Genomic DNA, 13,798 nt, shown 5'->3' with positions numbered 1-13,798 from the left:
AGGTATTTTAACATCTAAATATTACATTTAAGACATATTGTCCAGTTATAACAAATGCCCCATCTGCTCTTTTTTTACACTTATATACCCATCATTATGAACATTTATCGGTGTTATAGCAGGTATTCTGGAGACTATATTTACACCTATACTTTCAATATAGGCTATTTTTTCAGGATTATTCGTAATCAACTTTATATTTTTTAGACCCAAATCTGCAAAAATCTCTCTAACAACACTATAATCTCGCTCATCATCTCTAAAACCAAGTTCTATATTTGCTTCGATTGTATCTCTACCTTGATCTTGAAGTGCATACGCATTGACTTTATTTAAAAGTCCGATATTTCGCCCCTCTTGTCGATGGTAGATAATCATACCACCCTCTTTTGCTATAAACTTTATCGCAAGTTCTAGCTGATTTTGACAGTCACACTTTAAACTTCCAAAAGTATCTCCAGTTAAACATTCAGAGTGAATTCTTACATTTGGAATTTTTAGATCGTGAAAATTTTCACTCATAAAAACTAAATGTTCTTGATTATTTTGTTTATATACTTTGATTGTAAAGTTTCCATATTTTGTTGGGAGTTTTGCTTCAGTTGATTTTTCTATATTCATTTATTTTGCTTTCATTCATTACAGTGTTTACAAAGCCCCTTAAAAATTGCATCTTCAATCTTGTAACCTTCAAGTTTTGGCATATCAATATCTTGTATACACTCTATCGTATTACATGCGTTACATATAAAATGAGCATGAGGACTTTTTTGTATTTCATAATATCTTTTCTTATCATTTGACTCAAAACTATTTAAAATATTTTCCTGTTCAAACTTAGAAACATTCCTATAAAATGTTGCTTTATCCATTTTGATATTTTCTTTGATATCTTCATAAGATATCGGTTTGTTTTGAGTATAAAATATTTCAAGTAACTCTGTTCGTGCGGGGGTGCGTTTTAAGTTTTTTTCTTCGATAATATTTTCTATTTTCATAGCGAAGCATTCCCACGTTTTTGTTTTGTAGGTTTATCTATAATCTCTCTACAATGGATACAATAAATCGCATGAGGTTTTACTTTTAATCTTTGAAATCCTATATCATCGCCACACATTTCACACGTACCATATTCACCAGATGCGATTTTAGCCAAAGCTCTGTCTATCGCATTCAATTCCTCTTGTTGCTGTAAACCAATAGCACTTTCAATCATTGCATTATTACTTATCGAGACATAATCCCCTTCATCATTAAGCTCACATCTGCTTAACTCCTCAAGTTCGTTTTGCAATCCTCCAATATTTTTTAAAATTTGGATTTTTCGATCTTTTAAAGTTTCTTTGAAAAACTCAAGTTCATTCATCTGCATCATGTATCCTTTTCCCATATTAACAATTGAAGCGCATAGTACCCCTTTTTCTCTTTAATCAAACTTATATAAATGCGACTAAGTTGCATTTAAGTACTCTACCTATACAATTCAACTTTATTTAAAGGAGTTTCTATGAAACTATTATCTGTATTATTTTTTCTTTTTTTGCAAACGAGTATATTTGCCAAGCCGACTATTGTCGTGAGCATATTGCCACAAAAAACTTTTGTTGATAAAATTGCACAAGGGATGGCAGAAGTCACAGTAATGGTGCCACAAGGTGCCTCACCACACAGTTATGAGCCAAAAGTTTCACAAATGGTCGCACTCTCAAAAGCCGATATCTATTTTAGTATCGGTGTAGAGTTTGAAGAAGCTTGGTTAGACAAATTTAAATCTCAAAATAAAACTCTAAAATTTATAGATATGAATGCTGGAATTGAAAAGATAGAAATGGTTGAACACCATCATGAGCATGAGCATGAACATCAACACGATCATGATGAGATGGACCCACATGTTTGGACATCGCCAAGTAATGTAGCAGTTATGGCACAAACAATCTATATAAGCTTAACAGAGCTAGACCCAAAACATCAACAGTTTTACAAAAAAAACCTTCTTAACTTTCTCGAAGAGATTAACAAAACTGACCTAGAGATCAAAGAGATTTTCAAAGATACAAAACCTGATACATCATTTATGGTATTTCATCCTTCTTGGGGCTACTTTGCAAAAGAATATCATCTTAAACAAGTTTCTGTTGAAGTTGAAGGTAAAAGTCCAAAACCAAAAGAGATGATTAACATTATTGAAGAAGCTAAAGAGGAAGATGTAAAAGTTATCTTTACACAGCCAGAATTTTCCGATAAAAGTGCTCAAACAATCGCTAAAGAAACAGGTGTCATAGTTAAAAAAATATCTCCTTTAAATCCACAATGGTCTCAAAATCTTATACAGATGGCAAGAGCAATTGCAGATAAATAAACATCTTATAGAGATTGAATCTCTCTCATTCAAACACAAACAGGAATCTATCTTAGAAGATATAAACCTTTGTGTAGATGAGAAAGATTTTTTAGCTTTGATAGGACCTAATGGAGGGGGTAAAACAACTCTCCTTAAACTCATACTTGGGCTTTACAAAGCTCAAAGTGGTTCAATCAAAATCTATTCAGATACAATCGCTTACGTACCACAAAACACAAACATCAATATAAACTTCCCAATCAAAGCGATAGAAGTTGTTATGATGGGAGATTTATCAAACAAATCTCGTGCAAACGCTATGGATGTTTTAAAACAAGTTGGTATGCAAAATTTTGCAGATAAAAAGATAGGCTCTCTCTCAGGCGGACAACGTCAACGTGTTATGATTGCACGTGCACTTTTTGCTAATCCACAGATACTATTACTCGATGAGCCTACATCAAATATAGATGTAAATGGACAAAAACAGATTTATGACCTGCTTAAAAAACTTAATAAATACATCACTATTATAGTAGTGAGTCATGATCTCTCTGTCGTACTTCAATACGCCAATAAAGTAGCACATATCAATAAAACACTCACTTTTCATGATATAAGCTCTTTGCAACAAAATCTACATACCTCACCAAACCATTTTTGCGAAGTAGAACTCCTCGAGATGATGCAAGGATACAAATGATAGAGGCTCTTTCTTATCAATTTATACAACACGCAATTATCGCTGGAGTTTTAGTAAGTTTTGTATCTGGAATTATCGGCTCACTTGTTGTAGTTAACAGAATGGTTTTTTTGGCTGGAGGTATTGCACATGCAGCTTATGGCGGTATAGGTTTAGCTCTGTTTTTTGGTCTTCCAATATTTTTGGGAACATCTGTTTTTGCTGTACTAGCAGCTCTCATTATGGTTGGTGTCACTCTCAAACAAAAAGAGAGATTAGATACATTTATAGGGCTTATCTGGGCAGTTGGCATGGCAATTGGGATAATATTTGTTGATCTAACACCTGGATATAATGTTGATCTTATGAGTTATCTTTTTGGTTCTATACTTGCCGTTAATGAAAGCGACCTTTACTTTATGGGAGTTTTATTTGTTACAATATTGCTGATACTTGCTTTTTGGTATAGTAAAATTTTAGCAGTATCATATGACAGTGAATATGCAGCTTTATGTGGTATAAATGTAAAATTTTTTTATACACTTATACTTGTATTGGCTGCTCTTAGCGTCGTCATAGCAATCAAAGTTGTAGGGCTTATCCTTGTCATAGCACTCCTTACAATTCCAGTCTATATAGCTCAAGAACTTTCCTCCTCATTAGCAAGGATGATGATACTTTCTGGTTTTATAGCATCTTTTTTTACCTTAAGTGGTCTTTGGTTGTCCTATACATTTAACTTGACATCAGGTGCAAGTATCATCTTGGTATCAGCACTTTTTTTTATATTTTTTTTACTTTTTAAAGGAACACGATGAAAAAATTTATACTTTTTTTACTACTTTTTCAAAACATCGTATTTGGATGTGCTGCATGTCAGTTAATGATACCAACAGCAGAGATACATCTGCAACTAAAAGAACAAAACAATACACTCAAAACTACTCATGTAGAGTGGATTTTTACAGATACATTTGTATCTTCTTTACTTCTGCAATATGATAAAAATAAAAATGATGAGCTTGATAAAAGTGAACTTCAAACCATAAAAAAAGCATTTTTAGATTATCTTCAAGTCAATCACATGGCAACAAAAGTATACTTTGCTAAAGATGCTAATGAAGATGCAAAAGAGATAAAGGCAAAGTTTAAAAATTTTTCAATTGATTTAAAAAATGACAGATTCAATTTTTCCTATGATGTAGATGTAAAAATCACCCCTCAAGACAATTCGCTTCTTTCTTTTGTGTTTTTAGATGAAAATAGTTTTTTTGCTTTTGTTGTGACTGATCTTGAGATAGATTCAAAAGAGTTTTCATCTAAGCCAAATCTTTATCTCTACACTGCTTCCATTGTTTTTAAACAAAGGACTCCAAATGTCACAACACAAAAAAATGAAGTGAAAACACCAGAAAAAACTCTTGAAAAAATTCCAAAGAAAGTGCCTCAAAAAGCTCCAGAGATTACACCTCCAGCTCAAGAAAATGCACAAACCAATCTTTTAAAACAGAGTATCCTAAAGATAAAAGAGCTTTTTTCATCCATAAAAGATGAAACAAACCCTCTAACATATATAACTCTCTTACTATTTGCCTACATATATGGTTTGATCCATGCACTTGGACCTGGGCATGGAAAAACACTAGTGGCGAGTTATTTTCTCACAAATGATCGTTCATACACAAAAGCTCTCTTTGTCTCTTTGGCAATTGGAGTTGTGCATACTTTTTCAGCTTTTTTACTCACACTCATTATCTATTTTGGAGTGAGTACTTTTTTATCTCAATTTATGCAAGATAGTGTTTATCTCACTACAAAAATATCTGCACTCATTATCATCTCTATCGCTTTGTATCTGTTTTATACAAAATACAAAGCGTATAAACAGATTAAGAAACTAGAGTCCAATCAAACTCCAAAAATGAGTTTTAGCACAACGCCCCATGTAGCTACTTGTTCGTGTGCATCATGCAAGGTAGAAAACAACTCTACAGATTTTGCACTTATCATCTCTGCTGGGATCATCCCATGTCCTGGGACTACAACTATATTTATCTTTGCAATCTCTTTAGGGTTGTATTTTGCTGGATTTTTATCGGCACTTGTTATGAGTTTAGGGATGAGTACGATTATCTATTTTTCAGCACTACTGAGTGTCTCTATTCGTAAAAAGACAGCACTAAAAAACAACAACTTAAAAAAATACTTAGAGTTTGGGAGTTTAACAATTATCTTTTTATTAGGTGTTTTACTCCTTTTCACATAAAACTCAAACTAAATTTTTGCTATGATATGATTAAAAATTTAAATAAGGTTTGTGCATATGAAAATTGATGGAAGATTTTGGCTGACGAAAAATGATAAAAGCTTTTTGGGAGCAGGCAGAATCGAACTCTTAGAAAAAATTGCACAAACAGGTTCGATCAATGCTGCGGCAAAAGAGATGAAGATGAGTTACAAAGCTGCATGGGAACGCATCAATTCTATGAATGAGTTAGCGGATCATCCAATCATAAACAGAACTATTGGTGGAAAAGGTGGTGGAGGAACTACCTTAACAGAATACGCATACGAGCTTATCAATACTTACAAAAGACTCAACGAACTCCATCGCCAATTTATCAACAGATTTTCTGAAGCTGGAGATAACCCCGAACATTTAGCACAAATCTTAAACCGCCACTTCTTAACAACAAGTGCGAGAAATCAAATCCTCTCAACTATCACACAAATTACAATCAATCAAATACATGCAATTATCTCTATGCAAATTGCTGGTGGTGGGACACTGACATCTTCTATCACAGCAAAATCTGCAGAAAATATGCACCTTAGTGTTGGTAATGAAGTCTATGGGATCATCAAATCAAGCGATATAAGTTTAACTACTCAAAAACCACAAGAAGATGAAAACACTAACATTGTAGAAGGTACAATAGAGTCAATACTAAGCAATAAGACTCATAGTGAAGTAAGTTTAAAAATCAATGAAAAATATGCCCTAGTTGCTTTACTACCTAATGAAGAAGCAAAATTGATTCAAGAGGGACAAAAAGCTTATGCACTTATAAACTACTCAAAAATCATTATTGGTTCTTAAATTTTATAACAAAATATTTTAAAGCCTCATATGTAGTCTGAGCAGTTTGCTTAGTAAAATCTTCATAAACAGCATCAATCTCTCTGTGAGTAGCTTTTCTATTTACTTTAGAACAATTAAGTTGAGCACTAGAATCATATATATCAAACCAATCTCTTGGAGTTATACTTTTATTAATTGTAGACAAAAACTCCATATCTTTTATCCTGCTCATCATATACTTTTCATATGAATCTGTTTTGCCTACTTCTTGATATATAGGCAATACATGCTTAGGTGTATTCATATTTTGAATATGATGAATAATATTCCCTAAAGTTTCAGCTTTATTTTCATCCCCTAATAACCATTTTATTCTTGCACTCAATGTTTTAAGTCTAGTTTCTGATATTGGGTTAATACATAACCCAATATGCTTTTTTATAAAACTGTTATATCGATAAAAATGCCATTTAGCACCCTTAGTAGGAAGAAATATAGAATCTTCCGCCGTACTTCCTCTAGCTATCCAATACCTCTCATTTTCTGAGAAGTCAAATTCCTCTGAAAAATATTCTAAAACTTTTTCAGTTATAAACTTATGTGCTTTCCCTTTCAAAATATCCCGCTTTAACTAACTGTATTTAACATTTAATAATTTTTTTATGCAATGCTATCATAGAAATATTTAAATAAATATTAATCTTATAAAAGTTTAAGAAAAGTTTATATACAATTCGCTATATCTTAAAGAATATAATGAAATAAATAAGAAGTAAAACCTATCTCTTTTGGAGTAAAAATGTCAGTAGCTGTAATTTCACCAAGCGTTATATCATTACAAATACAACAAGAAAAGTTGATTCAATTCAAAGCTTTTGGCATATCATTAATTTTGCATCTTCTGTTATTGGTTTTAATCATATATACAATAGATGAACATTTTTCTTTTGAGAAAAAACAAAGTAAAAAAGTTCAAACAAGCACTGTTATCTCTTTAGCTTCTTATACAATCACCCCTGAAGCTTTACCGCAAAAAACGAAAGTTGTTCAACAACATAAAAAAGTTGAACCAAAAAAAGCTGTTAAACATGAAACTAAAAAAATAAAAGAGGTGAAAAAAGTTATCAAAGAACCTAACATAGTAAAACCTATACAAGAGAAAACTCTTCAAGAGACTCAACAAAAACAAGCCGTTGTTGAGCCTCTTGAGGCGTTTACGCCTCAAATTCCACATACAGAGCAAAAGGATAAACCTCTTATTAATAAAAAAGAGTTAGCTTCGCAAAATTCTCCTTTGTCCGAACAGAAACTTTCTCAGCTAGCTCTAATTCGATCTTTGATCCAAAGTGCTTTAAGATATCCCACAATTGCCAAAAAATTGCGTCTTGAAGGAGTTGTAGTCGTTTCTTTTTCACTCTCCACAAGTGGAAAAGTATCAAACCTACAACTTGTACAAAGTAGCTCTAGCTCTGTATTGGATAAACGAGCTCTCCAGACTGTTTCTTCCTTAGATGGAGAGTTCCCTCAATTAGATAAAAAAGTTGATTTGAAAATTCCTATTGCGTTTTCACTCCAACAACAATCATAAAGGAAATTTAAATGAATTTTTTCATCTCTATAGTGATAGCTATGTCATTAGTTATTTCACTCGAAGCCAAAACCGTAGAGGACTTTTACTCCCATAAAGTAGAAGTTCCCGATAAAGTTACAAAAGTTTTTGGTTCATCTCCACCTATGAACTATCTCATCTATGCTCTAAATCCAAAAAAGATGGTGGGACTTAATTTTGGTGCCAAAAATCCAAACAATAATGCAACCCTAGAGTATCTTGATTCCTATTTTTTATCACTGCCTATTATAGGTTCTTTTCATGGTGGTGGAAAAAATATAAACTTAGAGACACTTTTACTACGAAAACCTGATCTTATTCTTGTTTGGGAAGATGATATGATGGTTGCGACTGTTGAAAAGTCTATAAAAAAAGCCAAATTCCCAACTTTTACCATCCCTTTTAGAAAAATCACCTCTATGCCACGTGCCATAGAAGTAGGAGCTATTGCCATTGATGAAGAGCAAAGGGGGAAAGTTTTAAGTAACTACGCACAAAAAATTATTGATGAGATAACACTTTCGCTTAAAGATGTCAAACCTGTACGTTACTACTATGCTGAGGGTATCGATGGGCTCTCAACTGAGTGTGATAAATCTTTTCACGTTGAAGCTATGAACTTTGCAGGTGGAGAGAATGTTCATAAATGTACACAAAGTAATCTTTTAGGACTAGAGAAAATCAATGTTGAAACCCTCTATAAATATAATCCAGAAGTTATCATCGCACAAAACGATTATATCTACAATCAAGTGCTTTATGATGATATCTTCCAAAATCTAAAAGCAGTCAAAAACAAACAAGTCTATGTAGTACCAAATACACCTTTTAACTGGGTGGATCGTCCACCCTCTTTCATGAGAATTATCGGGATTCAGTGGTTAGCTCATACGTTTCATCCAAAAGAGTACAACATAAACTTAAATGATCGAATCAAAGAGTTTTACAAACTATTTTTACACAAAAACATATCTGCCAAGCAGATTAAAACTATATTAGGAGAAGAAGAAAAATGAAACTAAAGTTGCCAATACTCTCACTTGTAGCATTTGCTGCCTTACAAGCATCACCGCTAAGTGTAGAAAAAATTGTGGTCAATTCAACAATCCAAGAAGATGAAGGATCAATGTATCTTGGTGATGGGGCAAAAGATGCAAAACAAAATAAACAAACTTTTACACAAAAAAGTTTATCTACTCTTTCAACACAAGCCAATATGAATCCATACACAGTTATTCAGTTTTCACCATCAGTGAACTTTACACCAGTTGATCAAACAGGTTCTAATGAACCCTCATACCATGATCCAATCCGTATACGTGCTAAAAGTCAAACAGGTCCTGGTGGTGTTTATATGATTAATGGAACACCAGTTTCTAGTAATCCTGGTGGTGGAAAACAAACACTTGATTTGGAAAATGTTGCTTCAATCGATCTGCATAAAGGCTACTTAAGTGTAGATAAAAACTTAGGGTTTTCAAGTTTGATCGGAAAAATTGATCTCAATATTTTAAAACCAAAGAACAAAGTAGGAGCGCAACTGTCACAATCTATTGGAAGTAACTCATTTAGTAAAACTTTTACCCGTTTTGATAGTGGTTCACTTGGTGATCTACGTGCTTTTGGTTCTCTTTCAATTTTAAATAGTGATAAAACAAAAGGTGAAGGAGAGCAACAAAGAATCAATGGGATGATAGGATTATCGTATAAACCAAATGAGGCTTTTTCTTCAGAACTTTATATCATGAGAAACTCTGACGATCACCATAACTATGCTAGTTTAACTTATGCACAGGCAAAAGATTTAGGTACATACTATTCAAAAGATTTCTCAACTACAAAACCAACATCTGCAAACGATAACAACTACTATGATTGGAATAAACAAAGTTTTGATACAACTACAGTGGTTGCTGACCTTTTATTTAATGTTACCGCCAATGATGCTATCGTAATCAAACCCTATTATAAACAAGATAAAGGTGAGTACTGGTTTAGTAAAACAAAAGGTACAAATCATATGGTTATGAACTGGCAGATGGATCATGATCTTTATGGAGCTTTAAGTTCATATGAACATACATTTAGTGAAGCATTAAAAGCAAAAATTGGGTACTGGTACCATAAACAACTCCCTCCTGGTCCTCCAACAGATCAAAAAAAATATACTGTTGATGCAAGTGGAAATCTCTCTTACAAAGGGTACGGTATCTTAGCAGATACATCATACCATACACTGCAAACTCCTTTTGTTGAAGTAAGTGGTGATATGGATAAGGTACATTATAGCGTTGGGATGCAATACCAAACTTTTACACTTGCATCTATAAACAACTATATTGGAACTACTTCTGCAACAAGTTATGACCACGATACCGCGATCACACAGGCTACACTTGATCCATACTCTAGTGTTGATGCAAAAGAGTTCAATACTTTTATCCCTGCTTTATACCTTGCATATGATCTAAGTTCTACTGACACAATCTATGTTGATTACTCAAGAACATATGGATTTGATGTCAACTTATTTCCAACATACGCAAGTAATAGAGCTACATTTGTAGCTCAAAACATTACTTTACAGTCATTGTGGAATGATCTAGAATTAGAAACATCGGACAATATCGATCTTGGTGCAAAAATACGCGTAGGTGCTATTACACTAAACCCTAGTGTGTTTGTCTCTTTTGTAAATAATAAACAAGCAACTATCTATGCAAATGGTGTAAATTATCCAGCAAATGTTGGAAAAGCTTTAGGGTATGGTGCTGAATTTGCAACAAATGGTGCTATTACTGAAAACTTAGAGTTTATCGCTTCACTTTCATACAATAAGTACTATTTCACTGAAGATTTCCAATCATCAGCGACAACTACAACCAATATAAAAGGAAATCAACTCCCAGATGCACCTGAGTTCATGGCAAAAGGGGCAATCTCTTATAGTCTGAATGACTGGACATTTACTCCAAGTGTAAGATATACATCAAGCAGATACGGGGATGTTGCAAACACAGAAAAAATTGATGCGTATGCACTTGTAGATTTGGATGTAGCATACAAAGCTCCTCAAATGTTTGGCTCTAGTGAGAGTCTATTTAGACTGACAGTTACAAACTTAACAAACGAAAAATATATAGCGACTATTATCTCAGCAGATAATGCCTTAGCTGCATACGGAACTTCTAGTACGTATCAAACAGGTGCACCTTTTGGTATGTATGCAAGTTTAAATCTGAAATATTAAGGGTATAGATGTTACGTTTACAAAATACTCAGTGGATTTTCATAGGGACTTTACTTTTATTCATAACAGCAACTTTATTGCTGTTATGGGGGCAATACCCGATTGATTTAGATACATTTGAGAGTTACCTTTCATACAAACTTTTTAATACACAAACTACACTCGATCAAGATACGATCACACTTTTAGACAATATCATTTTAGAGATTCGTCTACCACGAATACTATTAGCAATTCTCATCGGAGCATCACTCGCTACTTCTGGAGCAGTATTTCAAGCGATGTTTGTGAATCCTCTTGTATCTCCTGGAATTTTAGGGGTACTTGCTGGTGCATCATTTGGAGCAGCGCTTGGAATGTTACTCACAGAAGCATGGTTTATGATCCAACTTCTTGCTTTTAGTTTTGGTTTTATCGCTGTTGCATTTTCAGTGCTTATTGGCTCAATGGTGCACAACTCCCGCTCAAGCATCATGTTAGTTTTAGGTGGTGTGATTAGTGGCTCACTCTTTACTGCTTTTTTATCGGTTATCAAATATGTAGCCGATCCTTACTCTACACTACCAGCGATAGTTTACTGGCTGATGGGTTCACTCTCTATGGCTGAGCTTGACGGTGTACTACTCATTAGCATCCCAATGCTTATAAGCATTTTCTCAATGGTGCTAATGGGAAAATATTTCGATATTTTGAGTCTTGGGGATGAAGAAGCCAAAGCTCTTGGTGTAAATGTAAAACTTATTAAAACTCTTGCAATCATTTTAGCAACGTTGGCTAGTTCACTCTCCGTTGTCATGGCTGGGATTATTGGTTGGATTGGGCTTATCATTCCGCATATCATCCGTATGGCTATTGGACCTTCACATGCACTCTTGCTACCACTCTCAGCAATAGTTGGAGCACTCTTTTTACTCTTGGCAGATTCTGTTTCAAGACTAGCAATGAGTGTAGAGATACCTATAGGGATTTTAACTTCTCTCATTGGAATACCCATCTTTATTGTAGTACTTAAAAATGCGAGGGCAGCATGGAACTAACACCAATTATAGAAGTAAAAAATCTCCATTTTTCATACCCTAAACACACCGTTTTAAAAGGTTTGGATTTTGCCCTTTATAAAGGGGAAGTTGTCAGTCTTTTAGGGGAAAACGGTTGTGGAAAAAGTACCCTCATTCGCCTTATTTTAGGACTGCTAAAGCGAAAAAGTGGAGAAATTTTATTGCATAATAATGATATACACTCTTACAAACAAAATGAGATAGCATCACAAATCGCATATATTCCCCAGTATCATAACGTGCCGTTTAACTACTCTGTTTTAGATATGGTAGTGATGGGGAGAGTATTTAAACTAGGGCTTTTTGCATCTCCAAGTAAACATGACTTTGATGTTGCAACTCAAGCACTTGAAAAGATCGGCATCGCACATCTTAAAAACAAACCGTTTGGACAACTCAGCGGTGGACAAAAACAGATGGTCTTACTTGCGCGTGCACTTACCCAAGAAGCAAAAACATTTGTTATGGATGAGCCAGTTTCCGGGCTTGATTATGGAAATCAAATCCGTCTTTTGGAGATGATACATAGCCTCAGCAAAGAGGGTTACACCTTTTTAAAAACAACACACTATCCAGATCATGCAATGATGGTTTCGTCTCGTGTTGTGAGTATGAAAGATGGTACTATCATTGCAAATGGGACTCCAAATGAGGTAATCACTTCAGATATGATCACACAACTCTATGGAATTGAAGCAGATATTGTTCATCATCAAGAAAATCCACTCTGTGTACCAAGTTTTTCAAGGAAAGTTATATGAGAATATTGCTCTTTCTTTTTATCTTTTTGACACTACACCTAGATGCAAAAGTGATTATTGATGATTATGGAAGAAGTGTCACTATCCCAGATAAGATCACAAAAATATATGCAGCTTCACCACCGCTTACTATGAGTGTTTTAGCGTTTGACCCTTCATTGATTGCTGCGTTAAATATGCCATTTAACGATAAACAAAAAGCTTATGTTGGTAAGGCATTTACAAAACCAATAGCAGGTGGTTTTTTTGGTCAAGGACAAACTCCAAACTTTGAAGTTTTAGCTGCTAGTAAACCTGATGTTATCCTTGTATGGGGCGGGATGACTGGTGTTGAAAAAATAGTTAGAAAATTTTCAGTGCTTCATATCCCTGTTGTTCTTGTGAAAAACAGCTCTATTGCTGATCTTGTTTCTCAGTTTGAACTTTATGCAAAACTCACTGGAAATTATAAAAGAGCAAATGAACTCATAGCATATACAAAACAAACACTCTCACTCATTGATTCTTTACAGGCTGAGCTTAAAAAACATCCTCCTGTGCGTTACTATTTTGCCGAAGGTATTGATGGATTAAAAAGTGAATGTGATGATTCTTTTCATCTTGAACCTTTTTTATACTCTGGTGCAAAAAATGCGCTTGATTGTAAGATGAGTTCAAATTATGGAATGGAGCAAATATCTTTAGAAACTATTTTATTAGCAAATCCTGATGTGTTTATAGTGATGGAAAAAGAGTTTTATAAAAACATAGATGCCCGTTTTTCAAGTTTAGATGCTATAAAAAATAGACGTGTATATCTTGTGCCATCTCACCCATTTAACTATATCACTCGTCCACCATCTTTTATGCGTTTAATGGGAATACGCTGGTTGATACACACTTTTTATCCACACCTTTTAAACGATTCACTTCTTCAAGAGCAAAAACGATTTGAAGAGCTTTTTTTTAAGGACTATAAAGAATAATCTTTTGTCCTAAATCATCACATTCAAAAAAATATTATCGTTATATC

The 13,798-nt window shown here is 33.9% G+C and carries 15 protein-coding genes; 11 read left to right on the top strand and 4 right to left on the bottom strand.

All coding sequences use genetic code 11. The annotated features are described in order from the left end of the window. Positions 1 to 45 precede the first annotated feature (45 nt). Genes ribA through dksA form a run of 3 tightly spaced genes read right to left on the bottom strand, consistent with a single transcriptional unit; the run spans position 46 to position 1,372 of the window. The gene (gene ribA / locus ACQY56_RS09425) at positions 46 to 621 is read right to left on the bottom strand and encodes a GTP cyclohydrolase II (protein WP_428737999.1); all 576 of its coding nucleotides are present in this window, start codon (positions 619 to 621) and stop codon (positions 46 to 48) included. An 11-nt stretch (positions 622 to 632) separates the two neighbouring features. Next, entirely contained in the window at positions 633 to 998 is a 366-nt protein-coding gene (locus ACQY56_RS09420; RefSeq protein WP_428737998.1) for a Fur family transcriptional regulator, read from the bottom strand. After that, entirely contained in the window at positions 995 to 1,372 is a 378-nt protein-coding gene (dksA, locus tag ACQY56_RS09415; protein WP_428743753.1) for an RNA polymerase-binding protein DksA, read from the bottom strand. The genes ACQY56_RS09420 and dksA overlap by 4 nt, the downstream gene beginning before the upstream one ends. A 135-nt stretch (positions 1,373 to 1,507) precedes the next feature. On the opposite strand from dksA, the gene ACQY56_RS09410 reads away from it, so the two are divergent. The 5 genes from ACQY56_RS09410 to ACQY56_RS09390 are packed head-to-tail and all read left to right on the top strand — an operon-like array spanning position 1,508 to position 6,126. After that, entirely contained in the window at positions 1,508 to 2,362 is an 855-nt protein-coding gene (locus tag ACQY56_RS09410) for a metal ABC transporter solute-binding protein, Zn/Mn family (protein WP_428737996.1), read from the top strand. Continuing rightward, positions 2,349 to 3,047 (top strand): metal ABC transporter ATP-binding protein, encoded by a 699-nt coding sequence (locus ACQY56_RS09405; RefSeq protein WP_428737995.1) that lies wholly within the window; start codon positions 2,349 to 2,351, stop codon positions 3,045 to 3,047. The genes ACQY56_RS09410 and ACQY56_RS09405 overlap by 14 nt, the downstream gene beginning before the upstream one ends. Continuing rightward, positions 3,044 to 3,844 (top strand): metal ABC transporter permease, encoded by an 801-nt coding sequence (locus ACQY56_RS09400; protein ID WP_428737994.1) that lies wholly within the window; start codon positions 3,044 to 3,046, stop codon positions 3,842 to 3,844. Before ACQY56_RS09405 ends, ACQY56_RS09400 begins: the two co-directional genes overlap by 4 nt. Next, positions 3,841 to 5,292: a hypothetical protein gene (locus tag ACQY56_RS09395; protein ID WP_428737993.1), complete on the top strand. Its 1,452-nt coding sequence runs from the start codon at positions 3,841 to 3,843 to the stop codon at positions 5,290 to 5,292. Before ACQY56_RS09400 ends, ACQY56_RS09395 begins: the two co-directional genes overlap by 4 nt. Before the next feature lie 57 nt (positions 5,293 to 5,349). Continuing rightward, entirely contained in the window at positions 5,350 to 6,126 is a 777-nt protein-coding gene (locus tag ACQY56_RS09390) for a TOBE domain-containing protein (protein WP_428737992.1), read from the top strand. Here the strand turns inward: ACQY56_RS09390 and ACQY56_RS09385 are convergent. Beyond that, the gene (locus ACQY56_RS09385) at positions 6,113 to 6,724 is read right to left on the bottom strand and encodes a hypothetical protein (RefSeq protein WP_428737991.1); all 612 of its coding nucleotides are present in this window, start codon (positions 6,722 to 6,724) and stop codon (positions 6,113 to 6,115) included. The two genes, ACQY56_RS09390 and ACQY56_RS09385, sit on opposite strands and share 14 nt — an antisense overlap. A 183-nt stretch (positions 6,725 to 6,907) precedes the next feature. Between ACQY56_RS09385 and ACQY56_RS09380 the strand changes: the two genes are divergently transcribed. From ACQY56_RS09380 to ACQY56_RS09355, 6 genes are read left to right on the top strand one after another with little or no spacing between them, the layout of a single operon-like run. Next, positions 6,908 to 7,696, top strand: coding sequence for a TonB family protein (locus tag ACQY56_RS09380; protein WP_428737990.1), 789 nt, complete (start codon positions 6,908 to 6,910; stop codon positions 7,694 to 7,696). Positions 7,697 to 7,707: 11 nt separating this feature from the next. After that, entirely contained in the window at positions 7,708 to 8,733 is a 1,026-nt protein-coding gene (locus ACQY56_RS09375; RefSeq protein ID WP_428737989.1) for an ABC transporter substrate-binding protein, read from the top strand. After that, positions 8,730 to 10,967 (top strand): TonB-dependent receptor, encoded by a 2,238-nt coding sequence (locus tag ACQY56_RS09370; RefSeq protein WP_428737988.1) that lies wholly within the window; start codon positions 8,730 to 8,732, stop codon positions 10,965 to 10,967. Before ACQY56_RS09375 ends, ACQY56_RS09370 begins: the two co-directional genes overlap by 4 nt. Before the next feature lie 8 nt (positions 10,968 to 10,975). Beyond that, entirely contained in the window at positions 10,976 to 12,004 is a 1,029-nt protein-coding gene (locus ACQY56_RS09365) for a FecCD family ABC transporter permease (protein WP_428737987.1), read from the top strand. Next, positions 11,995 to 12,786: an ABC transporter ATP-binding protein gene (locus ACQY56_RS09360; RefSeq protein WP_428737986.1), complete on the top strand. Its 792-nt coding sequence runs from the start codon at positions 11,995 to 11,997 to the stop codon at positions 12,784 to 12,786. The genes ACQY56_RS09365 and ACQY56_RS09360 overlap by 10 nt, the downstream gene beginning before the upstream one ends. Next, positions 12,783 to 13,751: an ABC transporter substrate-binding protein gene (locus ACQY56_RS09355; protein WP_428737985.1), complete on the top strand. Its 969-nt coding sequence runs from the start codon at positions 12,783 to 12,785 to the stop codon at positions 13,749 to 13,751. The genes ACQY56_RS09360 and ACQY56_RS09355 overlap by 4 nt, the downstream gene beginning before the upstream one ends. Positions 13,752 to 13,798 lie beyond the last annotated feature (47 nt).

The sequence above is a fragment of the Sulfurimonas sp. genome (assembly GCF_050296975.1).
Lineage (GTDB): Bacteria > Campylobacterota > Campylobacteria > Campylobacterales > Sulfurimonadaceae > Sulfurimonas.
This window is presented reverse-complemented; position numbering and strand designations above follow the sequence as displayed.